This window comes from Ferdinandcohnia sp. SAFN-114, assembly GCF_059415045.1.
The window spans coordinates 1-26,178 of the sequence record NZ_JBPFDQ010000013.1 but is presented as its reverse complement, the minus strand read 5'-3'; the positions used below and the strand labels follow the sequence as shown (position 1 = coordinate 26,178).

Annotated in this window: 19 protein-coding genes; 17 read left to right on the top strand and 2 right to left on the bottom strand. The window is 38.4% G+C overall.

The annotated features are described in order from the left end of the window. Window positions 1–58 precede the first annotated feature (58 nt). On the bottom strand, window positions 59–1,378 hold the full coding sequence (locus ACR65M_RS06160) for a GntP family permease (RefSeq protein ID WP_440272864.1): 1,320 nt from the start codon (window positions 1,376–1,378) through the stop codon (window positions 59–61). A gap of 373 nt (window positions 1,379–1,751) precedes the next feature. Here ACR65M_RS06160 and ACR65M_RS06155 point away from each other — a divergent pair, with 373 nt between their 5' ends. The 14 genes from ACR65M_RS06155 (at window position 1,752) to ACR65M_RS06090 (ending at window position 23,553) form a co-directional block, all read left to right on the top strand. Next, a complete protein-coding gene (locus ACR65M_RS06155) occupies window positions 1,752–2,630 on the top strand; it encodes a LysR family transcriptional regulator (protein ID WP_440272863.1) in 879 nt (292 codons plus the stop codon). A 53-nt stretch (window positions 2,631–2,683) separates the two neighbouring features. Beyond that, window positions 2,684–4,225 carry a response regulator gene (locus ACR65M_RS06150; RefSeq protein WP_440272862.1) on the top strand — a complete coding sequence of 514 codons (1,542 nt, stop codon included), beginning with the start codon at window positions 2,684–2,686 and terminating at the stop codon, window positions 4,223–4,225. A gap of 7 nt (window positions 4,226–4,232) precedes the next feature. Next, the gene (locus tag ACR65M_RS06145; RefSeq protein WP_440272861.1) at window positions 4,233–5,984 is read left to right on the top strand and encodes a sensor histidine kinase; all 1,752 of its coding nucleotides are present in this window, start codon (window positions 4,233–4,235) and stop codon (window positions 5,982–5,984) included. A gap of 179 nt (window positions 5,985–6,163) precedes the next feature. After that, on the top strand, window positions 6,164–7,450 hold the full coding sequence (locus tag ACR65M_RS06140; RefSeq protein ID WP_440272860.1) for an ABC transporter substrate-binding protein: 1,287 nt from the start codon (window positions 6,164–6,166) through the stop codon (window positions 7,448–7,450). A 231-nt stretch (window positions 7,451–7,681) separates the two neighbouring features. Then, a complete protein-coding gene (locus ACR65M_RS06135; RefSeq protein ID WP_440272887.1) occupies window positions 7,682–8,608 on the top strand; it encodes a carbohydrate ABC transporter permease in 927 nt (308 codons plus the stop codon). Further along, window positions 8,601–9,425: a carbohydrate ABC transporter permease gene (locus ACR65M_RS06130; RefSeq protein WP_440272859.1), complete on the top strand. Its 825-nt coding sequence runs from the start codon at window positions 8,601–8,603 to the stop codon at window positions 9,423–9,425. Before ACR65M_RS06135 ends, ACR65M_RS06130 begins: the two co-directional genes overlap by 8 nt. A gap of 492 nt (window positions 9,426–9,917) precedes the next feature. Then, complete coding sequence (lacZ, locus tag ACR65M_RS06125) at window positions 9,918–12,983, top strand: beta-galactosidase, LacZ type (protein WP_494776417.1); 3,066 nt, start codon at window positions 9,918–9,920, stop codon at window positions 12,981–12,983. 693 nt (window positions 12,984–13,676) lie between these two features. Beyond that, a complete protein-coding gene (locus ACR65M_RS06120; protein WP_440272857.1) occupies window positions 13,677–14,918 on the top strand; it encodes an ABC transporter substrate-binding protein in 1,242 nt (413 codons plus the stop codon). Between the two features lie 70 nt (window positions 14,919–14,988). After that, window positions 14,989–15,921 (top strand): ABC transporter permease subunit, encoded by a 933-nt coding sequence (locus ACR65M_RS06115; protein WP_121449067.1) that lies wholly within the window; start codon window positions 14,989–14,991, stop codon window positions 15,919–15,921. After that, complete coding sequence (locus tag ACR65M_RS06110; protein ID WP_440272856.1) at window positions 15,918–16,739, top strand: carbohydrate ABC transporter permease; 822 nt, start codon at window positions 15,918–15,920, stop codon at window positions 16,737–16,739. The genes ACR65M_RS06115 and ACR65M_RS06110 overlap by 4 nt, the downstream gene beginning before the upstream one ends. Window positions 16,740–16,771: 32 nt before the next feature. Continuing rightward, complete coding sequence (locus ACR65M_RS06105) at window positions 16,772–19,831, top strand: glycoside hydrolase family 2 TIM barrel-domain containing protein (RefSeq protein WP_440272855.1); 3,060 nt, start codon at window positions 16,772–16,774, stop codon at window positions 19,829–19,831. A gap of 44 nt (window positions 19,832–19,875) precedes the next feature. Next, entirely contained in the window at window positions 19,876–21,564 is a 1,689-nt protein-coding gene (locus tag ACR65M_RS06100; protein ID WP_440272854.1) for an amylo-alpha-1,6-glucosidase, read from the top strand. 51 nt (window positions 21,565–21,615) lie between these two features. After that, complete coding sequence (locus tag ACR65M_RS06095) at window positions 21,616–22,497, top strand: DMT family transporter (RefSeq protein WP_440272853.1); 882 nt, start codon at window positions 21,616–21,618, stop codon at window positions 22,495–22,497. 54 nt (window positions 22,498–22,551) lie between these two features. Next, a complete protein-coding gene (locus ACR65M_RS06090) occupies window positions 22,552–23,553 on the top strand; it encodes a LacI family DNA-binding transcriptional regulator (RefSeq protein ID WP_440272852.1) in 1,002 nt (333 codons plus the stop codon). Window positions 23,554–23,756: 203 nt separating this feature from the next. Here the strand turns inward: ACR65M_RS06090 and ACR65M_RS06085 are convergent, their stop codons facing one another. Then, on the bottom strand, window positions 23,757–24,431 hold the full coding sequence (locus ACR65M_RS06085; protein ID WP_341330124.1) for an LbetaH domain-containing protein: 675 nt from the start codon (window positions 24,429–24,431) through the stop codon (window positions 23,757–23,759). Between the two features lie 196 nt (window positions 24,432–24,627). On the opposite strand from ACR65M_RS06085, the gene ACR65M_RS06080 reads away from it, so the two are divergent. From ACR65M_RS06080 to ACR65M_RS06070, 3 genes are all read left to right on the top strand, one after another. Then, the gene (locus ACR65M_RS06080) at window positions 24,628–24,756 is read left to right on the top strand and encodes a hypothetical protein (RefSeq protein ID WP_440272851.1); all 129 of its coding nucleotides are present in this window, start codon (window positions 24,628–24,630) and stop codon (window positions 24,754–24,756) included. A gap of 165 nt (window positions 24,757–24,921) precedes the next feature. After that, a complete protein-coding gene (locus tag ACR65M_RS06075; RefSeq protein ID WP_440272850.1) occupies window positions 24,922–25,839 on the top strand; it encodes a DMT family transporter in 918 nt (305 codons plus the stop codon). An 18-nt stretch (window positions 25,840–25,857) separates the two neighbouring features. Next, entirely contained in the window at window positions 25,858–26,052 is a 195-nt protein-coding gene (locus ACR65M_RS06070; protein ID WP_121449059.1) for a hypothetical protein, read from the top strand. The last annotated feature ends 126 nt before the right edge of the window (window positions 26,053–26,178 follow it).

The window sequence follows — 26,178 nt, the reverse complement described above, 5'->3', positions numbered from 1 at the left end:
CAAAAAGCACTCTAAAATAAAGTCCTTCTTGTCACGTCTTTGCAAAGATTCATTCAACTTAAGCTAATCCTAAGATTGTCATGATGACAATAACTGCCATTGCAATCCAGTGGGTAACACTAATACTGATAAATCCATTTTTGAAAGTGTCTTTCATTGTTAAACCAGTTATATTGTTAAAGATAATCAAGAATCCAGAGTAAGGGACAATTGATAGTGCTCCAGAACCGATTGCGATTGCGCGGTGAACTGTTTCAGGGTCTAGTCCCATTTCCAAATAAATAGGGGCAAAATTCGCAACAGAAATTCCGATTGCACCAACCGCTGAAGCAGTAATACCCCCGATAAGACCTGTCCCAATCATTAATGAAAGTATTGGAGGTCCAGGAATCGATTGAATCAATTGGAATACGCCCTTAAACGCAGGAACACTTGTTGCAATGCTACCAAACGCAATCGTACTACCAGTAGTAATTGTGGAAGATAACGATTCGTTAGCACCCTGATTTAATACATCTTTTTGTTGTGCAATTTGTTTGCGGAATAATAAAGCGCTCAACACAATCGCAGCAATAAGAGCGACAATAATGATGTTACTTACAGAACTAAATACTAATATGATGCCCAATAACACGATAATAGGAAGTAAACTGAAAATGAATGGTGGGAGGTCACGTTTAGATGCCTCATTACCACTTTCAACCTTCTCATCTACACTAAATGTTTCGTTTTTCTTTAAACTTCTGGACAACGAGAATTTCATGAAAATTAGAATAAATAGTATGGCTACGATGGAAGTAACAATTCCAATAACCGGCGCAGCCGTTAATGTAGTACCTAAAGCCGTTGAAGGAACAACATTGTGTAATGAAGGTGCCCCTGGCAACATCGTCATTGTGAATGTTGAAGTACCACCAAATACGGGTATGGTAACTAATTTCCACGAAAGATTTAGTTGTCTAAAGATTGGTTTCGCCATTGGAATTAATGCAAAGATAATCACGAATACATTAATACCACCGTACGTAAGCAAAGCAGAAATAATAAACAATGCCACTAATGCGTTGTACGGATTTTTGGTTCCTACTACAGACAATACTTTATTTGCAATTGAAACCGTTGCCCCACTTTTATCCATGTACTTCGCTAGGATAGAACCTAATAAGAAAATCGCGAAATTGGATGCAATAAACCCAGCAAGAGACGTCATATACGAGTTTTCCTTGCCAAATACAGTTTCGAGTATCGGTACGTCGTTAAAAAGCAACACGACAATCGTCGCTATAGGTGCAGCAACGATGATATTGAACTTTTTAATAATAAAGAGAACGATTGTGACGATACCTAATAAGATCCCCAATATACCTAATATATCCATTTTAATTTTCCCCTTTATTCATGCTGTTAAGTCTTTAGAAGTAACGTTTACATCAATTTGAATCAATATGAATCTCTATCAACCCCCCCTCAATAAGTACAATCAAGTAATAATAGAAAAACAATAAACACTGAATTAAAGAATCTTTAATTCAAGATATTATTACCCTAACAATTAATAATGTAACCGATATAAAATCATAAGTAAAATGAATATTAATTATAAAACCTATGCATTTTATCTATGATTCAACATTTAGCCCGATACGCCTTCGGTTTGCAACATCTTCGAAAATTTGTACAAAATTCTACATATAGCTAAAATGAATAATAACGTTACCAGTCATGAACACTATCTATAAAGGAGTCGAACCATGGATACGAAGCAATTATATTATTTTATTGAAGTGGCAAAGCAAAAGAGCTTTACTCGTGCAGCTCAAGTCCTTTGCTTAACGCAACCGACCATTAGTAAAATGGTAAGAAATCTTGAAGATGAGTTGAAAGTGGAACTAATTGATCGGACAGCGAAGAGGATCGAGTTAACCGTTGCAGGAGAAATTGTATTTGAGGAAGGAAAAAAGATTTTAGAGAAGATAGATGATTTATCTTCGCTCTTAAATGACATGATGAATTTGAAAAAAGGAAAGCTGAAAATTGGGGTGCCTCCTCTTATTGGATATTTGTTCTTCCCAAAAATTATAAAAGGATTTCGAAATTTACATCCTGATATCTCAATCCAACTAGTTGAAAATGGTGCACTAAAAATAAAGGATTCGGTAAAAGAAGGGATACTTGATTTAGGTGTGGCCCCATTACCTGTAGAGGAAGATGAATTTGATGTGATTCCTATAGTAGAGGAGGAGATGATGTTATTTGTTCATTCTTCTCATCCTCTTGCTACTAGAGAAAAGGTGTCTATAATCGACATAAAGGATGAATCAGTTGTCCATTTTCAAGATGATTCCACTCTCTATCAGCAAGTTCTGCAGGAATGCTTAAAAGCCGGGTTCCGCCCCAATGTTACGTACCAAAGTACGTATTGGGACTTTATTACGGAGATGGTGAAGCAGAATCTGGGCGTTTCGATATTTCCTCAATCCCTTGCGAAAAGAGTAGACCAAAGTCTCATTAAAGCCATTCCGATTGAACCAACTATTATCTGGAAGATAGGAATTATATTAAAAAAAGACAAGTATGTTTCTTATGCAGCAAAGGAAATGGTTTCATATATTTGTTCGCGAGGGAGATAAGACATAGACGTGTATAATAGGTATTAAAAATTTGCAAATAGGGTGAACAACAAATGGCAACAAAGGAATTGTGTAAAATTGTGATTGTTGATGATGAAGTCTTAATTAGACAGGGGATCAAACATTATGTGAATTGGGAGCAGGAAGGTTTTCAAATTGTCGGGGAAGCTTCAAATGGAAAGGAAGCTCTTGAGGTCATTGAACAAACGCAGCCCCAAATCCTCATTACTGATATTGTAATGCCAATTATGGACGGAGAAGAATTGACCAGAAACGTAAAGTCAAAATATCCAGAGATTGAAATCATCGTATTAAGTAGTTTCGGAGAGTTTGCTTATGTTCGGTCTAGCTTTCAAAGTGGAGTTGTTGATTATATACTAAAGCCCAAGCTGGATGCTCATTCACTTTTAAGCGTGCTAAATAAAGCAGTAAGCAAATTACCCTCTGCAGATCCAATTGAGACTAAACAACAGGATCACATATCGATCGATCATGTCATTGATAAGATTATGTCAGGGTATGAAACAGATTACGATGCCGAACTGATAGCTAGGGTGTTTCCTTATGACAGTTTCTATCTATTAGGGGTTGTTTTTAGTGGGAACCTTCCACGGGTTGAACGCAGTCAAATACAGGATCGAATCACCGGACAGTTTCAATCATTTGTAGCCCAAGTAATCTATCACATGATTCCCTTTACTAAAGATGAAACCGTCATTCTTCTGAATGTAAATAAAGACCAGACCAAAAGGGTCGTTGATTTTGCAAACATGGTGGCAGAAAGCCAAACGGATTCAGGCTTTGTTCTAAGTGATCCGTTCGTAAACTTCTCACAGATTGGACTCATTTATCGTGAGAAGGTTTCAAAATTAATGCAATATCGATTTTATTTTCCGGACATCCCTCTTTTACGGGAGCAAGATTTACAAAGAGACATTCCTAACATTGAACCTTTTAAGATAGACTGGTTCACAAACGAATGTAAGCAAGAACGTTTCCAAGATGCTTTCAGCTATTTGCAGGATTATGTAACTTCATTTTCTACAAGCTATACAACAGATGTATTTGAGTTTAAATCATTCTTTGAACATATCATCTTTCACATTACCGTTCTTCTGGGTAATTCGGAGTACGATTTCGCGGAGATAGAGAATGCCAAGTATGAATATTTCAGATCAATTAATGAGGCTCAATCATCTACTGAAACAGTCGAAATTCTACTAACTTTTATTGAACAAGTAAACAAATGCCTACAATCGGAGAAGAATCAACCGATTAATTTGAATATGAAAAAAATCCTGCAATATATTGAAGAACATTATGCGGAACCACTAAGCCTTGCTGGTGTAGCCGAACATTTCCATTTTAATCCTTCGTATTTGTCCAGCTATTTTTCGACTCATAATAAAGAAGGATTTATTGAGTATTTGAATAAAGTTCGAATTGAAAAAGCTTCACAGCTCCTGCTAAAGGATACAGCACCCATTTCAGAAATTAGTGGAATGGTTGGTTATTCGGATCATAGTTATTTCTGTAAAGTTTTTAAAAAGGTACACGGAATGTCACCTAGTAAATTTAGACGAAAAAAGAGATGAGATGTACATGAGAATTTTACGTAATGGATTTAAACATAATAGTCTGTTTTATAAAATGTTTCTTCTTACCATCGTTATCATTGTTACGGTTTCCTCATTGATATCATGGACCACTTTCCGAATGTCAGAGAAGTTTTTTGTCGAGCGGTTTAGTTTTAACAATAGCAAGGTGATGGACCAGATAAAGGAGAGCTTAGGTACTTTTCATTATTCGATTGTGATTGCTTCGAATAAACTCTTACAAAACGGAACGGTTAAGAGTTTTCTCACAGGTAATCACTCAAATCGTATGTTGGGCAGCTATTATTATCAAGTAAATTCACAATTGGAAACGATAGAATCAAGTGTGGAAGCTTATAATGTAAGCATTTTGGTCCATGGTATAAATGGTGTTAGTTATGCAACGGATCGACCTGCATGGGCCTTATCGGATGAAAGATTGCAGGATCACTTCATTACTACGGCAACACTAAAACAGCCTAAAAAACTGCTTTATCATCTTGAACAACAAAAGGATGATCAATTCATTATTGCATCAAAGGCATTTATGGAACGTACGTCAAACTATATTTATGGTTCCATGTACTTTACGATTCTAGAAGAAGATTTTCGAAAGTTTTATAGTAGCTATACTAGTTTAGGAAATGACGTGCTAGTGATGGATCCGTCAGGGACCATTTTATCTAGTAATCGGGAGGAGTTCATTGGAAAAAAGGAAGAAGAACTCCTTGACTATGCCATCCAATTAGAGGATCAACAAAAGAATTATATGGATACAGATTTTAAGGGGAAAGATCATATTATTATGTCTGAATATAGCCCTACCATGAATTTGTATTTGGTCAATTTAATTGATAAACAAACAGCGTTTAAGGACATCATTGATAAAAAATCGATTGTCATGATTAGCGTACTATTTATGATTCTAGCGATTATCATTGTGTTCTTTGCCTCAAGAAGGTTGACAAATTCGTTGACAAATCTCGTAAAGCAAATTGAAAATACTCCCAAAAATGACTTTGATCATTATATACCGGTAACGGGTACGTATGAAACACGTCAAATTGGTCAAGCTTTCAATTCAATGCTTGATGAGCTTCATGAGTATGTAGACCAGCTTGTGCTGAGCCAAAAACAGAAACGGAATGCAGAATTAGCGGCACTCCAGCAACAAATTAATCCACATTTTTTATATAATACGTTAACTTCAATCAAGTTCATGGTGCAGCAAGGGGGAAAAGAAGAGGCAACCGAAACAGTTAATGCGCTAATCTCTCTCCTTCAAAATACCATTGGCAATATTAGTGAAACAATCACTGTGGACCAGGAAATTGATAATTTAAAAAGCTATGTCTTTATTAACCAGAAACGATATGGTGAGCGAATTCGAGTAAATTATTTTATCGGACCGGAAAGCAACGATGTTCAAATTCCAAAACTTATTTTACAACCATTTATAGAAAATTCCTTTTTCCATGGCTTTAATAAAAAGAGTGGTGGGACTATTAATGTTCTCGTTTGGAAAGAAGAGGATACCCTTATTTGTGAGGTCTTAGATAATGGTGACGGAATGGAAGTGTCTACCAATCATATACTTCCGGATACGAAGCGCAAACAACATATGTTCAGTGGGATCGGTGTTCGGAATGTTAACGAACGCATCCAGCTATTATATGGAGAAGACTATGGTGTGACGATCTCAAGTAATCTCGGAGAAGGGACAAAGGTTCGTATCACACTTCCAATACAAAAAAGCTAAAAAAATTCACAAAACCTAAAGATAATACAAGTTAGTAAATGGAAGCGTAACCAACATACAAAAATATCACAAATTTACAAAAATATCGTCCTAACTCTTACGCGCTACGTGATGATAACATTGAAAATGTAAGGAGGACAACGCTTACATTAACTGACATTCTTAAGGGGGATTCAAACATGAAGAAAGTAATTGCACTATTAATGGTTAGCATGCTTTTGTTGGCTGCGTGTTCTTCGGGGTCTTCGAATAGTACTGAACCAGAGGGAAACTCAGATACAAATGAGGTTACTGTTTGGGCATGGGATCCAAACTTTAACATTAAAGCCATTGAATTAGCAAAAGAAGTGTATTCAGCTGAAAATCCAGACGTTAACATCAAGATTATTGAAAATGCACAGGATGACATTGTGCAAAAGCTGAATACGAGCTTAAGTTCTGGGACAACGAAAGGATTGCCAAATATCGTATTAATTGAGGATTATCGTGCACAAAGTTTTTTACAAGCGTATCCTGACATGTTCCATCCACTCACTGGAGCTTATAAAACAGAAGATTTTGTTCCATATAAAGTTGAAGCAACGAGTGTAAATGACGAAAACTACGGTCTTCCATTTGACTCAGGAGTAACTGGATTATACGTGAGAACAGATTACTTAGCAGAAGCGGGTTATACGGTTGAAGACTTACAAAACATCGATTGGAAAGAATACATTGAAATTGGTAAGAAAGTAAAAGAAGCAACAGGGAAGAGATTACTTACGCTTGACCCAAATGAGTTAGGAATTATTCATACCATGATTCAGTCAGCAGGTGAGTGGTACGTCAAGGAAGATGGGACTACGCCACATATAGCTGATAATAAGGCTCTTAAAAAGTCATTTGAGATTTATAAAGAACTTGTTGAGAACGACCTAATGAATTTTCACTCAGACTGGAATCAATTCTTGGCTACATTTAACGGTGGAGAAGTTGCGACAGTAACGACTGGAAACTGGATTACTCCTTCCATCAAAGCCGAAAGCTCTCAATCTGGTAAGTGGGCTGTAGTACCTCATCCAACTCTTCCAGGCATTGAATCTGTAAATGCATCTAACCTAGGTGGTGCATCGTGGTATGTTCTAAATGTTCCAGGTAAAGAGAACGCAGTTGATTTCCTTACAAAGACATTTGGCTCGAATGTAGATTTGTATCAAAAATTAGTAACTGAAATCGGGGTAATCGGTACTTATATCCCGGCTACAGAAGGAGAAGCCTATCAGAGAACAGATGAATTCTTTGGTGGTCAATCTATTGTCTCCGATTTTTCGAAATGGGCTGAAGAAATTCCGCAAGTTAACTATGGGATGCACACATATGCGATTGAAAGTATTTTAATTGTGTCCATGCAAAATTATCTGAATGGACAAGACTTAGACACAGTACTAAAAGATGCACAACAACAAGCAGAAACACAAATCAAATAATAGATTCGAATTTAATAGTCCTCGGAACTCACCTGCAGTACGGAAGTGGGCTCTTCCGAGGCTATTCTTATAACTTTATTCAGTAGGGGCTCAAACCCCAACTGAATAAAGTTAGAGCCTTCGGCGGATGCCACGATTTTTCAAAGGAAATTTTTCGAGCTAACTCGAAAAAAATCGGGCGCAAATACGCCAAGCGCATTTGATTCGATAAGTAGGGAGTTGAGAGAAGTGATACAAGCAACTACGAAGCAGAACATAGAGACGAAACCAAGAAAATATAACAACAAACTCCGGTTTAAAAATGGATTAATAGGCTGGTCGTTTATCTCAATAGCAACGGCTATGATCTGTATATTTTACTTCTATCCAATGGTCCAAGCACTTATTCTTTCTTTTCAATCGGGTGCTGGCACAAATCTACAGTTTGTAGGTTTCGAAAATTACAAGCGGCTATTTACGGACCCGACGTTTATAACGGCTGTGAAAAATACAGTAATCTACCTGATCATCCAAGTACCTGTCATGATCATTCTGGCATTGTTTTTATCGGTGATGTTAAATAATAAAAATCTGAAGCTAAAAGGATTCTTTCGTACGGCCATCTTTTTACCTTGTATTACGTCACTTGTAGCGTATTCGGTCGTATTCAAATATTTATTTAGTACAGATGGCATCATAAACAAAATGCTGATCAATCTATCGCTGATCGCAGAACCGATTCAATGGCTCACAGATCCTTTTTGGGCAAAGGTAACGATTATTATCGCAATCACATGGCGCTGGACAGGCTATAATATGATTTTTTATCTGTCTGCTCTGCAAAATGTGGATAACTCAATATATGAAGCAGCAAAGATTGATGGTGCAAATGCATTTCAACAATTCTTTAAAATTACAATTCCAATGCTAAAGCCGATTATTTTATTTACATCCATCACATCAACCATCGGTACGCTTCAGTTATTTGATGAAGTAATGAACATAACAAAGGGTGGACCTGGTAATGCAACATTAACAATCTCTCAGTATATTTATGATCTCTCATTTAAATATACTCCTGATTTTGGTTATGCTGCGACTGTGTCATATGCAATCGTGATTATGATCATTTTCTTCTCGATCATTCAGTTCAAAGTAGCAGGTGATAAAAATGCATAAAATAAAACAGTCTTTCGTTTATATTATTCTATCGATTTTTACAGTCATCTCTATTTTTCCGTTTCTATGGATGATTGTTAGTGCGACAAATAAATCTGTTGATGTAACAAATGGGAGGTTATTGCCTGGAACACATTTGCTGGAAAACTTCCAGAACCTATTAAATTCGGTCAACCTTGTTCCAGCTTTAATGAACTCGGCCATCATCTCGATTGCAACGACCATATTATCCCTGATCATTGCATCTCTAGCAGGATATGGCTTTGAAATCTACCGGAGTAAGGCAAAGGATGTAGTCTTTAATATCTTGCTTCTTTCGATGATGATTCCGTTTGCTGCACTGATGATTCCGCTCTTCCGGATGTTTGGGACTATTTCTCAATATGCACCTGGGATTGGGATTGATACGTTAACTGCTGCTATGTTGCCAAGTATTACAACAGCATTTCTGATCTTTTTCTTCAGACAGAATACAAAGATGTTTCCAAGAGCGCTCCTAGAAGCGGGACGAATCGATGGTTTAACAGAGCTTGGTGTATTCTTCCGGATCTATGTCCCTACGATGAAAACAACCTATGCGGCAGCAGCTATCATTACGTTTATGGCAAGTTGGAACAATTATCTGTGGCCACTCGTTGTACTACAGTCACCTGAAAACCATACGATTCCATTACTTATTTCGAATCTTGGTTCGAGCCATGCACCTGATTTCGGGATGATTATGACAACTATTGTGATTGCAACATTACCAACAGCACTCATCTTTTTCCTACTTCAAAAGCATTTCGTAGCAGGAATGATGGGATCGGTAAAATAACTTGGCTCTATTCAAAAAGATTGTTGCTTTTTGTTAATAAATCGCAAACCAAGTTGATTGGAGTGTAGGGTGGCGACTCCTCGAAAATGTATTCACATTTTCTTCGTGCGTGGGTTATTTCAAAGAAGTAAATTCAATGTCCAGCGGGAAAAGCGTGAGACTTGAGACCCCGCAGAAGCGGCAGCGACCTGTCCAGTTGCAGCGGCTAGAAACTCGAGAAATTTCAACTCCTCCTTCAGAGGCAAAATACGCCTCTTTGTCGGAGTCTCCGACGCACAGGATGTGCTAGTGCCGACAATGCCACAGGACGTGGCGTTGTTGACGGCCAATTTTCTCGTTTCTGTGCAAGCCGCCTCCACATTTCGTTGAGGAGGCTCAAGCCCGCGGAAAGCATCCACCTGAAGCTGAAGTCAACGATAAAAAAACAAAGCTTATGAAAACAGCCAGTAACTAACACTATATGGTAGATGAATAGAAAGGAAGAATATGATGATGTCGAATACTCAAATTCAAGAAACAAAACGAGTCCAAACTCCAAGTATCGATTGGCTAACGGAAGTAAATGTGTTTGCAGTGAACCGAATACCTGCTCATTCTGACCATGTTTACTATGAAACAATTGAGGAAGCGAAAAATGCATCTGCGATGAAGATGCGTTACGACATGAACGGAAATTGGAAATTCCATTATTCAATCAACCCTGATTCAAGACCCGAGCGTTTTTTCGAAACGGACTTTGAGTGCTCGGCCTGGGGAGATATTACCGTTCCAGGCCACATTCAATTACAAGGTTATGGAACGCCGCAATATGTGAATACAATTTATCCGTGGGATGGACATCGAGATATACGCCCTCCAGAAATCCCAAGGGATTTTAACCCTGTTGGCAGCTATGTGAAGTACTTTAAAGTACCAGAGAATATGGAAAACAAACCTGTGTATATTTCTTTTCAAGGTGTAGAATCCGCTTTCTACGTTTGGTTGAATGGGGAATTTGTTGGGTATAGCGAAGACAGTTTCACACCAGCTGAGTTTGAATTAACTCCTTTTATAAAAGAAGGTGAAAATAAACTGGCTGTTGAGGTGTTTCAACGTAGTACGGGAAGTTGGTTAGAGGATCAGGACTTTTGGAGATTTTCTGGTATTTTTAGGGATGTCTATCTATATACCGTACCTAAAATTCATGCACAGGATATCCACATTCATACCGAACTTGATTCATCTTTTAAAAAGGCAGAGCTAAAAGTAGATTTTAAGCTTCTCCCAAATCTCCCAGTTGGCTCCGAAATTGTAGCTGAGCTTTGTGATAAAGAAGGAAACAGAGTAGTAAAAACAAGTAGTGCACTTACGGATGAAAAGGGTTCAGTAGAGATGGAAGTAGAGGCTCCAAAGTTGTGGAGTGCGGAAAACCCGTATTTGTATAAACTTTATCTCCAAATCTATGACGCTTCAGGTGAGCTTATTGAGGTTATTCCACAAAAGGTTGGATTCCGTAAGTTTGAGATTGTGGATAAAATCATGCGACTCAATGGCGAAAGAATTATGTTCAAGGGTGTCAATCGTCATGAATTTAACCATCGTAGTGGCCGTGCGATTACTAAGGAAGACATGCTTTGGGATATTAAAACAATGAAACAACACAATATCAATGCCGTTCGTACCTCCCATTATCCAAATCAAAGCTATTGGTATGAGTTATGTGATGAATACGGAATCTATGTGATTGATGAAATGAATTTGGAAACACATGGATCCTGGCAGAAGATGGGGCAGGTTGAACCATCTTGGAATATTCCTGGAAACAAGCCAGAATGGAATGATATTGTCTTAGATCGAGCCGTTTCAATGCTAGAGAGAGACAAAAACCATCCGTCCGTCTTGATTTGGTCATGTGGGAACGAGTCCTATGCAGGAGAAGTTATTTTAAATGTTACACATTACTTTAAATCTGTTGACCCAAGTCGACTTGTCCACTATGAGGGTGTGTTCCATAATCGTGACTACAATGACACAAGCGATATGGAAAGCCGGATGTACGCAAAGCCTGCAGATATTGAGGAATATTTAACTGACAATCCTGAAAAGCCTTATATAAGCTGTGAGTATATGCATGCGATGGGTAATTCCCTCGGGGGCATGGACAAATACACGGCTCTTGAAAATAAATATGAGATGTACCAAGGTGGATTTATTTGGGATTATATTGACCAATCCTTGGTGAAAAAGGACCGCTATGGTCAGGATTTTCTTGCAACTGGAGGAGATTTTGGTGACCGTCCTACCGATTACGGATTCTGTACGAATGGCATTGTCTATGCCAATCGCGAGCTATCACCAAAGATGCAAGAAGTAAAATATCTCTATCAAAATATAAAACTTATTGTGGATAAAACAAGCGTAACGATTATAAATGAAAATCTTTTTGAAGATACATCAAAATATGAACTAGAATACGTTTTATTCTTAGATGGAAAGGAATTGTATCGTAATCAGAAACAAACAGTGGTGATTCCTGCACAAAGTGAGGGACGAATTGAATTTAGTTGGCCATCTGAATTACTTGATGAAGCAGGCGAGTATGTCATCCATACATCTTTTAAACTGAAAGAAGAAGAGATTTGGGCAGATGCTGGTTATGAGATTGCTTTTGGCCAATTTGTGTTTGAAGAGAAAAAACAGATTGCAAAAGTTCCTAGCGGGAATCTACGAGTGGCATACGGAACACAGAATGTTGGTATACATGGTACTGATTTTACAATTATGTTCTGTCGCAAGGCGGGTAGTCTGATTTCGATGAAATATGGAGGTAGAGAGATGATTGAGGCACCACTACTTCCACTATTCTGGAGAGCAACAACCGACAATGACAAAGGATATTCTCAAGGGTTTACATCAGGATGCTGGTATGCAGCTAGTCTAGCTCGTAAATCGATTGGCTGGGAGGTAGAGGAAAAAGAGGACCGTATCGAGGTTACTTTTACCTATAATTTCTCGGTCCATTCGGAAATTGAAGTGAAAAATACGTTTACTGTATTTGCAGATGGAAGTGTTCGTGTAAAATCAAACTATCGTGGCGCTGACAACCTTCCGCAAATGCCAATCTTTGCACTCTCATTTAAGGTTTCTGCTGATTATGACCAATTAGAGTGGTACGCGATGGGGCCAGAAGAAAATTATTCAGACCGCGCTACTGGCGCAAGGCTCGGGGTATTTAAAAATACAGTTGCAGACAACTTGTCTGGATATGTAAAACCGCAAGAGTCTGGCAATCGCACGGGAGTACGTTGGGTAAACCTAACCAACCGTGAAGGAAAAGGAATTAAAATTGCATCTACTTCCCGTCCAGTAGAATGTAATTTCTCACCTTACACGGCGTTTGAACTAGAAAATGCTGCCCATCATTATGAACTACCAAATGTACATTACACAGTTGTAACGGTTGCAGGCAAACAAATGGGCGTTGGAGGAGATGACAGCTGGGGAGCGCCTGTTTACCCAGAATACCTGCTAAATCCAAACGAAGACATGGAATTTGAATTTACGATTAGTCCGATTTAGAGGTGCCTGTTTTATGGGCCCAAAAAATAAATGAGCCGATTTCCCATATGTGGGGAATCGGCTTTTTACTATTGGTGAGATTAATTGTTTTGTAAGCATGAAGACCATTTGAGTCGAAAAACTCATTCGAAAAGTTCTTCATAAGCTCGATGAAGACCATTTGGAGTGAAAAATTCGTTTGAAAAGTCCTTCATAAGCCCGATGAAGACCATTAGGGGCGAAAACCTCGTTCGAAAAGTCCTTCATAAGCCCGATGAAGACCATTAGGAGCAAAAAACTCGTTCGAAAAGTTCTTCATAAGCCCGATGAAGATCATTAGGAGCGAAAATCCCATATGAAAAGTCCTTCATAATACAGCAAAACTCAATTCTCCACGCCCTAGGAGCAGAAGCATGTCCACATATCTAAGACAGGAGTCGGCCTCCGTATCCATCCCCTCAACTGGGACAAGGGACCTGTCCCTGTGACCCGATTTTTACTAAAACTAACTAATCCGATAAGCGCACTTTACTAATGAAAATGTCTTTTTCTCTCTGTTTACTAAACTAACAAAAAAAACTGTTAAACCTTACCAACACTATAAGTAATACATATTTAACCAAAAATAATTTTTAGTAAAATTGTTAATAAAACCGTTTACATTTAGTAAAATTCAAAATATAATGAAGGTGTCAAATAAAAAGGAGGGCAATTATGAAACTAGTAAAATTCAAATCTATTTTCTTTTTATTCATTGCAACAATATTGCTTTTAGCAGGTTGTAGCTCATCTTCTGGGGAAAGCAGTGGTGACATGACGGAAGATGGAAAGGTGAAACTTCGATTTGCTACATGGGATGTTGGGGATGATGTGGGCTTACAGCAAGATATGATCGACAAATTCAATGAATCTCACGAGAATATTGAAGTTGTTTTAGAGGCTTACGGAAGTGAGTATGATACAAAAATCACAGCTGGAATGGGTGCGAAGGATGCTCCGGATATTATGTATATGTGGAACTACCCACAATACAAGGATGCATTAGAGCCACTTGATTCTTACATTGAAAAAGAAGGCGCTGAATACAAAGACAATTTCTATGAAACTCTTTGGAACTATAACTCAGCGGATGACCAAATCCTAGGATTACCAGTTGGATACACAACACATGTTGTGTATTACAACAAAGCACTATTTGACGAAGCAGGTGTTGAATATCCAAAAGCAGACTGGACTTGGAAAGACCTTCAAGATACAGCTAAGAAACTAACAAACAAAGAAACAAAGGTAACTGGATTTGCTTTCTCTGGAAAGCCTGACCCTTATGATTTCGAAATGTTCCTATGGGGTAATAACGCAGCTTATGTTGATGAAGAAGGTAACTTAAAAGGAAATCTTGATTCAAAAGAATCAGTTGAAGTGTTTGTCATGTTCCAAAATATGTTGAAAGAAGGCTATGCTATCTCAACTGAGGGATCTGGAGCTACAGAAATGAAATCTGGTAAAGTGGCCATGTTTGTTTATGGTGCATGGGGACTTCACCCATTAACTGAGGCTGGAATTAACTATGGTGTTGTTGAATTACCGACGTTTGATAATGGACAAAGTGTTAGTATCTTAAGTTCTTCAGGGATTTCTATTTCTAAGAATTCTAAGCACAAGGACGAAGCGTTTGAGTTCATTAAGTTCTGGACTGGCGAAGAAGCTAACAAAGCTAGAATCGATTTCGAACTACCGGTTCTAAAATCTGTAGTTGAAAGCGAAAAGCTTGAGCAAGACGAAATTAAGAGTGTGTTCTATTCAATGCTTGAGAAGAGTGAAGGATACACTCCTGCTTCGTTCATCGTGGAGGACTGGAGCCAAGTCTCTGACAATCTAAATTATGTATTCGAATCGATCTTTAACCCAAGCACAATGGTAGATCCTGAAGAAGCATTAAAGGACGCTGCTCAGTAAAAAACTTAACGTGGTAAAGCGCTTTTACAGTGCTTTACCCTATTTTCTAATCTGAATAAGGGGTCATCTTATGTCAAATAAAACAAAGAAAGCGAATAGCTATCAGCTAGTAAGTAGGAAAGTACCCTATTTATTTATCTCACCTTGGATAATTGGATTTTTGGTGTTCACCCTTGGTCCATTAGCTTTCTCATTAATCATGAGCTTTTTTGATTGGCCAATTACAAGTGCACCAAGCTTTGTGGGAATCGACAACTATAAAACGATGTTCACGGACGATCCACAATTCTATAAATCTTTAGTCATTACATTTAAATTTGCCGCGATTTTTGTGCCATTAAACTTAGTTATTGCCCTAACCTTAGCACTCCTCATTACTCAACCATTAAAAGGAATGAAAATTTTCCGCACCATTTTCTATTTACCTGCGGTTGTATCTGGAGTTGCGATTTCAATTATTTGGGGCTGGATTTTCAACTCTGAATATGGAATTTTAAACTACTTGCTTTCATTAATAGGCATTGAAGGGCCAAAATGGCTAGTCGATCCGAAATGGGCTATCTTGACAATCGTCATTGCCAGTGCCTGGGGTGTCGGAACAATGATGCTTATTTTTTATACAGACATTAAAGGAATCCCGCCAGAGTTATATGAAGCAGCAGCAATTGATGGTGCGGGTCCGTTTCGTCAGTTTTTCAGTATCACGATCCCAAGTATCACACCAACTATTTTATTCAATGTGATTACATCGGTAATCGCCGCACTACAACAATTGGCCCTAGTCTTACTTTTAACCGGTGGAGGTCCGTTAAAATCAACATATTTCTATGGACTATACGTGTATAACAACGCCTTCAAACACCATGAACTAGGATATGCAAGTGCAAACGCATGGTTTATGTTCATCGTCATCTTAATCTTAACGATGTTAATCTTTAAATCATCATCTACATGGGTATTTTACGAAAATGAAGTGAAAAAAGAAGGGAAGAAGAAAAAATGAAGATGTCAAAGAAATATAAAATCATAATGTACAGCCTTCTTGCGTTATTTTCACTTTACTTCTTATTACCATTTGTGTGGGTTATCCTTTCTGCGTTAAAAACAGAGGCAGAAGTGTTTAGCTTCCCTCCAAAGATTTTCCCGGAAATGCCACAGTGGGGAAACTTTATTGATGCATGGAACAGTCAACCGTTTGGAACCTATTTAAAAAACTCAGTTATCGTCACTGTAATGACTACGCTAGGTCAATTAATTTCTTGCTCTCTAGTAGCCTACGGATTTGCAAGATACGACTTCAAATATAAGAATGGACTTTTCATCTTATTACTAGCGACGATGATGATTCCATGGGATGTAACGATGATTCCGTTATACATGGAATTCAATTTATTTGGGTGGATTAACACCTTAAAACCATTAATTGTCCCAGCGTTTTTTGGATCAGCGTATTACATCTTTTTATTAAGACAATTCTTAATGAACATACCGAAGGATCTTGAAAATGCAGCGAGAATTGATGGTGCAAACGAATTCCAGATTTTCTTTAAAATATTCTTACCGATTATGAAAGCACCACTTATCCTAATCGCCGTATTAAATATTTTATTAGTATGGAATGACTACTTAGGTCCATTAATTTACCTTCAAGATCAATCAAAATATACTTTAGCACTAGGGCTTGCGGCATTTAAAGGAATTCATGACCTTCAAATTCTACCAATTATGTCTATCACGTTAGTCATGATTATTCCACCAGTTCTCGTGTTCCTATTTGCCCAAAAGTATATTGTCGAGGGAATCAGCGGATCAATTAAGTAAGATCAACATAGATTTATGCGGAGGAAGATAAAATGCGACGAGAGATGAAAAGATGGGAGAATATCCATCTGACGGGGATTAACAGACTCCCTGCACATACGGATTTTTATAGATATGAAACGAAAGAGAACGCAAAAACATTCAACAAAGAAAATAGTATTGGCTATACATTACTTGATGGCGTGTGGAAGTTTTTATTTGTTGATTCGCCGGAACTTTCACCAAAGGGGTTCGAGGCAGAGTACTTTGCTATCGAAGGTTTAGATGATATTGAAGTACCATCCAGTTGGCAAATCAAGGGTTACGGAAACATGCATTATACAGATGTTTTATACCCATTTGCTATCAACCCACCATTTGTACCACAGGAAAACCCTACTGGGATCTATTTTAGGGAGTTAATGGTTTCAGATTTAGCAGACGACGAAGCACTTATTTTAAAATTCAATGGGGTTGACTCTGCATTTGACTTATATGTGAACGGACAGCATGTCGGTTACAGCAAGGTTTCCAGAGTACCGTCTGAATTTGACATTACGGAGTATGTGAAACAAGGAACCAACCGCTTAACGGTAAGAGTCTATCAGTTCTCTGACGGCACATATTTAGAAGACCAGGACATGTGGTGGCTGTCAGGAATTTTTAGAAGTGTAGAGCTTTTTAAAATTAACAAAAATACGCTTCAGGATGTTATTGTGGAAACACTGCCTGATGAAAACTATGAAAATTTCACCTTGAAAATCGGTGGAGAATTTTTAACAAGCAATGTAAAAGGTTTATTTGCGACTCTTTATCACCAAAATGAGAAAGTGGATCAGTTTGACATTGAAGTGGCTGATGGAAAATTCGAGATTAGTAGATTGATAGAAAAGCCGCATTTATGGAATGCAGAGGAGCCTAATCTTTATCATCTCGTTTTTGAATATTGTTTACCGAACGGTCATAAGGAAATTGTGCCGCTTCGCATTGGTTTCCGTTCAATTGAGGTCATCGACAATGAAATTCGTGTCAATGGAAAGCGCATTTTCTTTAACGGAGTGAACCGTCATGATTCACATCCGAAGACAGGTAGAACGGTAAGTTATGAGGATATGCTTCAGGATATTAAAATGATGAAGCAGTATAATATTAATGCTGTTCGTTCAGCGCACTATCCAAATAATGATGTATTTTATGATTTATGTGATGAGTACGGATTATACGTAATAGATGAAGCGGACCTTGAGTGCCATGGCTTCGAAAACACGGGTAATTACAACTGGATTTCCGATAATGAATTATGGCAAAAACAATATGTAGACCGTGCAGTTCGCATGGTAAAAAGAGACCGCAACCACCCAAGTATTGTGATGTGGTCATTAGGAAATGAGTCAGGGGCTGGACGCAACTTCACGGCGATGTACAACGCAATCAAGGCAATCGATCCTACTAGACTCGTCCATTATGAGGGTGACAGAGTTGCAGCTTATAGTGATGTTTACACAACTATGTATACTCGCTTAAAACCACTCGAAGAAATCGGTAAAAATGCAGAAGGTAAGAAGCCTCATATATTATGTGAGTATGGACATGCAATGGGGAATGGCCCTGGTGGATTAACAGAGTACCAACAGTTAATGCGAAAGTATCCTCGATTACAAGGTGGATTTATTTGGGAATGGTGTGACCATGGAATCGAAACGACGAATGAAAATGGTGAAACTTACTATTTATATGGCGGCGATTACGGTGACTTCCCGACAAACGGAAACTTCTGTATTGACGGACTTGTCTACCCAGACAGAACGCCATCACCAGGACTAATTGAATATAAAAAGGTCATCGAGCCAATCGTGACGGAGGAAGTTAACTTAACAGAAGGCAAAATCCGTGTGAAGAATCTATACGATTTTAAAAACATTAGTGGAATCGTACTTCATGTTGAAGTGAAATCCTTCGGCACACTTATCGAGGAAAAAGAAATCAAGCTACCGAGTATCCAGGCTCATGAAGAAGTAGAAATTACGTTGCCAATCGATGTTGCAAAAGCTGCTCAATATGACGATGTTCGTATCTACCTAAGCTATCGAGAGGCGGAAGATACGCTCTATGCAGAAAAAGGACACGAGATTACAAAGGAAAGTTTTTTACTAGAATCTACGAAACTTGAAAAAGGTGTAATAACTGTCGCTTCAATCGGGTCTGATTTTGCCATTGAAGACGAAGCAGCTCAGCTTAAAATCGAAAATGATATGTTCAAGGCTGTTTTCTCAAATGTGTATGGCACACTTGAATCCTTTGAATCTGAAGGGGAAGAGATTATCAATAAAGGCCCTAAAGTAACGCTTTGGAGAGCGATTATTGACAATGATATGTATAAAAAGGATGACTGGATTAACAAGTACTTCCTTAAAAACACAAAAGAACAGCTCGGCGAAGTCACTTATGAGGTGTCTGAAGACCATGTGGACGTCGTCATCACGAAGTACGTATCAACTGTAAACCAAGCATGGGGCTTCCATTTAACATACAATTACCGTATTACGAAAAATGGTGTGCTAAATGTTGACTTAAAAGGTGAAAAAGTTTTACGCGGCATAGAAATTCCAGAAATGCTGCCACGAATCGGTGTAACCATGCATCTTAACCAAGATTACAGCGAGGTTACTTGGTATGGCCGTGGGGATTCTGAATCCTATCAAGATACGAAACGTAGCCAACCAATTGGCCTTTACAACAAGACTGTAGAAGATATGCACACTGATTATGTGTATCCACAGGAGAATGGATCAAGATGTGATACCTCTTTCCTAGCTCTGGCAAAAGGTGACCACAAGTACCTGATTAATTTTAAAGAAGAGTATGACTTTACGATTCATGATTATGAAACTAGTGCACTTGAAGAGGCGAAACACCGCGGGAATATCAAGAAGTCACCATTCAATGTGTTGACCATTGATTATAAGCAAAGTGGTGTTGGAAGCAATAGCTGTGGTGAAGAGCAGCTACCTCGATATCGAACAGTGATTGAGGACTTCCGCCTTCAATTTGAAATAAGAAAGATTGAAAAGGATAGCCTAGTAGAAGAAAGTAAATTTTTCACAGCACGTTAAGAGAGCAGGGGAAACCCTGCTTCTTCCATAAAGGAGAATGATAGATGAATTTAGATATTAGAGAAATTCCTTTTTCTAGATTTGGTTCTTATTTTTGCGTGTCACAGGAAAAGGATTCTAAAGAAATTTATATACGCGATGTTCATGGTGGGGATGACGCCCCTTCAAAACTTTTTAAATTCGATCTTTTGCAGGATGGTGTTGAAAAAGAATTTGAGATTCTCGCAACAGAAACGTCCTTGCGTTTTCATCTAATAGATGACTTGGAGAAATATGCGGAAATCATCATTCCTGAAGAGGATGAGCTCCATATGAAAGTTAGTGGAGTAGAAGTACGATTGCAGGCAAGCAAAGTGAAATACGATACCTTGCATGAATATGAGGATGGCATGTATGAATACCATATCTATCCGAAGGAACTAAAGCTGATGATCAGCAAGCTCACTGGAGAAATGTCAGTTGAAGCACCATGGAATGTTATCGGAAATGATTTTATCGACATTCGCATGCGTAATGGCCATTTTGTGATTGAGAGCTACCGTACCGTATTCAAGCCAAAAGAGTATACCAGCTTTGAAGCGGGTAAAGAAAAGGTCGAGAAACTCTATCAAGAGTGGCTCGGAAATATCACGGAGAAAAATGAAGTCTACCAAGCTTCGATTGACCGTGCGGCATATATCACTTGGTCAAGTGTCGTTCACCCAGATGGCCTTTTAAAAGATTACGCCATGTACATGTCAAAGCTGTGGATGTACAATATCTGGTCCTGGGACAATTGTTTCAATGCGTTAAATCTAGGGGCTAAGTATCCTGAACTAGCGTATGCCCAACTAAAAATCTTTATCGATACACAGGATGAATCTGGGGCATACCCTGATTTTGTGAATGATAAATTTGTATCCTATAACTGTATTAAGCCACCAATCTTTGCATATGTTTATGAAAAACTCATGGAAGAAAATGATTATTTTAAAGATGAAAACCGCTTAAGAGAGGTTTATGAATCTACAAAAAAAGTTATGAAGTATTTTGACCTATATCGAACATATGAAGGTCGACTTCCACATTATAAGCACGGCAATGATTCCGGCTGGGATAATGCGTCATTATTCCATCGCGGTATGCCGGTTGAAGCACCAGACCTTGCTAGCTTTTTAATCAGAACATATGATATTTTAACGAAATTTGCAGGCATGCTTGGAGAGCAGGAAGAAGCAAAGCAATTTACAGAAAGAGCAGATTCAATGTTTGCTTTATTAATGGAAAGATTGTACGACGAAAATGGATTCTTTGGCCGCGTTGGTAAAGATGCTGAAAGGATCGACATTCGCTCAAGCTTGATTCTCCGTTTGCCTGTATTAATCGGCTATCGTCTTGATAAAAAGGTAATGGATCAACTTGTGGATGACCTTACGGAGAACTTTGAAACGAAATATGGATTTGCAACAGAAATGCCATCAAGCCCATTTTATAAGGAAAATGGCTACTGGCTCGGACCAATTTGGGCACCAGTCACCTATCTTTTTATTGATTCATTAATAAGTTTTGGCTACAGTGAAATTGGAGAAAGAATCAGAGAGAAATACTTAAATTTAACACTTGTCGGCGGAATGGCAGAAAACTTCGACCCTCATAACGGAACAGGGCTCGTCGATACCTCCTTCACATGGACATCAAGCGTCTTTCTTCAATTAATGGGACACGGGGACAGGTCCCCTGTCCCACGAATCTAAAAAAATGGGACGAGGGACCTGTCCCTTGAGTCCCAGTAGGTGGAGGTTTACATGCGGAAATATTTTGGGGAAATAGGTCTTACGATCGTAGCCATCATTTGGGGAAGCGGGTTTGTGGCGAGCGCGGTGTCGCTGGAACATTATACACCTTATCAAATTCTAGCCATCCGTTTCCTAATTGGTGTGACTTTGTTGAGTCTTGTCTTTTTTAAGAAACTAAAACATATCAAAAAGAGTACGTTAATCAAGGGTTCGATTATTGGAATCTTTCTATATTTAGCATTTGCTCTACAAACAGTCGGGTTAGTCTATACCACACCATCGAAAAATGCCTTTTTGACGGCGGTAAATGTGGTCATTGTTCCGATTATTGCATTCTTTATCTTTAAACGAAAAATGGATAAGTTTGAGCTCTTAGGCGCAGTGCTTGCGATAACAGGTATAGGGGTGTTATCACTTCAGCTCTCAGGAGGCATCAACTTTGGAGACTTCTTAACTCTATTATGTGCGGTTGCATTCGCATTCCATATTTTCTATACCGCACAGTTTGTGAAGGATGAAGATCCAGTGCTATTAACGGTTATTCAGATGGCGGCTGCTACGATTTTGGGCTTCATCGTCGTTCTTTTCAAAGGTGAAATGAATTTTGCGGCAAGTTTTGAAGGAGTATCCGCGGTTCTGTACTTAGGGATATTCTCCACAACAATCGCGTTTTTATTGCAAACAGTCGCACAGAAATTCACAACCGAAACAAATGCGGCCATCATTTTATCAACAGAAGCATTCTGGGGCATGGTATTCTCCGTTATCATTCTAAGTGAAGTGTTAACCACAAGAATGATCATCGGAGCCATCATTATCCTTGTAGCGATCATCATTTCCGAAACAAAGCTGAAATTCATAAAAAAAAAAAGCTACAAAGAAGCAGTGTGAAATTGGAATTTTATGTATTACAATAGAAGTATTAAGACAAAGTGGGTATGATATATGGCGACAATTAAAGATATAGCAGATTTAGCGCAGGTTTCCATGGCAACGGTCTCTCGGGTGTTAAACTATGATGAAACGTTAAACGTTGCACCAGAGACTAGAAAGCGAATTTTCGAAGCGGCAGAGGAACTAAATTATGTCGTTACCCCGAAAAAGAAAAAAACGAAAAAGAAAGGGGTAGTGGGGCTTTACTATTCCTATTCACTTGAAGAGGAATTGGTCGACACCTATTACCTTTCGATTCGGGTTGCATTAGAAAAGAAGCTTGAAAGCATGGGAATGGAATTTTTCAGAATTACAAAGGACGATACAAAGAGAAGTATTTCAAAATTGGACGGGATTATCTGCCTTGGAACCTTTAAAAAAGCAGATATTGAGTTGATTAAAAGTTTTGATAAGCCATCGGTGTTTGTGGATTCAAATCCAGATAAGGATAGTTTTGATGCGGTAGTCATCGATTTTACCTCTGCGACGAAAACGGCGCTTAATTATCTGGTTGAACTAGGACACAAAAAAATAGGATTTATCGGTGGCGTTGAAACAGATATGTATGGGAATCGGTTCAAGGACTTACGACAGGATGTCTTTGAATGCTATCTAAAGGAAAAAGGAATTTTTAATGAAGATTTCGTCAAAATTGGCGGCTATAATCCAAAGGATGGCTATCAAATCCTTAAGGAAATGCTCAGTCAGAACGAAAAACCAACCGCGGTGTTTGTGGCTAATGATTCCATTGCAGTCGGTTGCTACAAGGCAGCTTATGAACTAGATGTTAAAATACCGGAGGACCTAAGCATCGTCGGCTTTAACGATGTGTCGTCTGCACAATACATGATGCCACCGCTTACAACCGTAAAATTGTACACGGAAATTATGGGCGAATCCGCGGTCGACTTACTGCTTGAGCAAATTGCAACCAAGCGTGAAGTCTGTAAAAAAATAACCATTCACACAAAGCTCATTGTCAGAGGCAGTGCTACAAAGGTGAAGAATGGCTAAAATTGAATAGATTAGGACAAAAGCCATATCGGAAATAAAACGAAGGAATAGATCTGATAAAATAAGTTACCATAAAAAATTGCACTTCCAACAACTAAGGTAATAGAAGATTTTACACGAATAAAAGAGAAAGGTGAATTTGAACATCCTCAAATTCACCTTTCTCACTATCTGAAGCTAGTTATGTCAGGGTTAATATATAGCTAGTCATATGCCATTCCACAGGAGCAACGGTTTTTTCCAAATAATAAATGATAAGATGCGGGGAATTCCTGATTGACCCGTTGGACTTCACGTGCAAATTCCTTACTATCTTCTGGCACCGGTGAAAGTTGGTTCGCTTTAACTTGAGAATCAATATTCGCACCTGGTGGGACGAACCTATTAGGTGGTATTCGAACACCGTTTGTTATTACTGCATTATATGAAATAAATGAGCCTCTTCCAACAATTGCATTATAAACAATGGCATTAAAACCAACAAATACTTTGTCTCCAATAAAACAAGGACCATGGACAAGAGCCCCATGAGCAATGGACACCTCATTACCAATGAAGATAGAATACCTTTTACTTCCAACCGAAATCTTTCTATTTAATAAGCCGTGTAAAATGACTCCATCCTGAATATTTGTATGACTACCTATATAAAACGGAGTTCCCTCATCCGCACGTATACTGACATTAGGTGCTACATAAACATTGTTTCGAATAGAAACATCACCTATGACACTGGAAAATTGACTCACAAAAGCTGTTTTATCTATCTGAGGAAAGCGTTGAATCGGATTAAATGAAGTTATGGGGTTAGGGCTAATGAATGGTTCAAAACAATGAGAATGGTCATTCGAAGAATTTGATGTACTTTTGTCTCCCACGTAATCTCTCCTTTGCAAAATTGGCGTACAAGTATTTTATGCAATGAAATTGCATGGGAGTGGGATTTAAGAGCCTTTTTTGGTTTTTGGTTGGAGATTTCATGGTGTTTTGTAGAATGTATTTTCTCTATAAAACCATCCTAAGATTAAGGTGGTGACTGCATCGCCCCAAATCTTTTGAAATGGTGCATGATATATGTTTTTTTTAACTCAAGGTAAGCTAAAAGAGCCTGCACCATTTGCCGGCATCCATTACATCGGGATGAGTGCAGCAGGGCATTACAGCACATGTCCTTGTGCAAGATGCCGATATGGCTATGTTTGAAGCAAAACCACAAAGGGGAAAATAAGGATTATTTTTATTCTAAGCATTGACTATTTCTAGAGTTCCTTTTCTTTAGATATTTGCTATGATTAAAGGTGTAGATTCTTTTCAATAATCAGAAAATCTGGTAATATGTGGGCAATACGTCCATCGGGGGAAACGCTAATGAACAAAAAGACAGCGGGGCTTTCAATTGCAGCAGGTGCGGCTTTATGGGGCATTATTGGTTTATTTGTAAGCAATCTGTACGCAATTGGCTTTACGCCACTACAGGTTGTCACTGTGAGAGCAATCGCAGCTTCCATTTTTCTCATTACATATGCTTTATTTAGAAATCCGATAGCCTTCAAGATTCAGTTATCTGACAGTAAATATTTTATCGGTACAGGAATAATAAGTATTGTCTTTTTTAACTGGTGCATGTTTGTAGCGATTGAGGAAACATCGATTTCTGTTGCTGCGATTCTCCTATATACAGCACCAGCATTTGTCACGATATTTGCTAGAATTTTATTTAAAGAGAAACTCACCATTCGAAAGATCTTGGCCCTTGTGGTAACTATTGTCGGCTGTGCCTTTGTTGTGGGGGTCTTTCCAAACTTTTCAGGTACCATCTCTCCCTTCGGTCTAGTGGTGGGAATCGGATCCGGTTTCTTTTACGCGCTTTATAGTATCTTTGGCAAGTTTGCCCTTGAAAAATATGATTCACTTACTGTCACGGTGTATACGTTTATTTTTGCTGCTGTTGCAGTAACACCGTTCAGCGGTATATGGACGGTAGCGAATCTGTTTACGGATCTAAAAGCTTGGAATTACATCATTGGATTAGGATTTCTATCATCGATGATGGCGTTTATCCTATATACAAAAGGCTTACAGTATATTGAGTCAAGCCGGGCATCCATAATTGCAACGATAGAACCAGTTGTTGCAGCCATTATAGGATTCTTTATCTTTCAAGAAACTTTGCAAATGTGGCAATATGTTGGGATTATTATGGTGATTGCAGCTGTGATCATCGTTCAAGAAACAAGCGAAAAGCTCCCGAAAAACGCAATGATCGAAAATGAGACATCTTTATAATCGAGGTGAAACAGTAAAGTGAATACGGCGTTTACTATCGTCATTATCCTTGGAATCGCAGCATTAATTGGAACCATGTTAATAGCAGGAAAAGGGGACGCAAACTACCGAGAAAAAACAAAGCGAAACAGCATCAACTTAACCCTTATCTATACTATCGTGATACTGCTCTCATTAATTGCGGTTGGAGTGTATATTTGGAGATATGTATAAAGAGAGAATTATTATTTGTTAAAAGTGTCCTTGAGGACACTTTTTTTAATTAGTCTTTTTAAACCACACGCTCTGCGTGTGTGCAAACGAAACTTATAGAGTCGTACCAGAAGACAAAAAAAATCT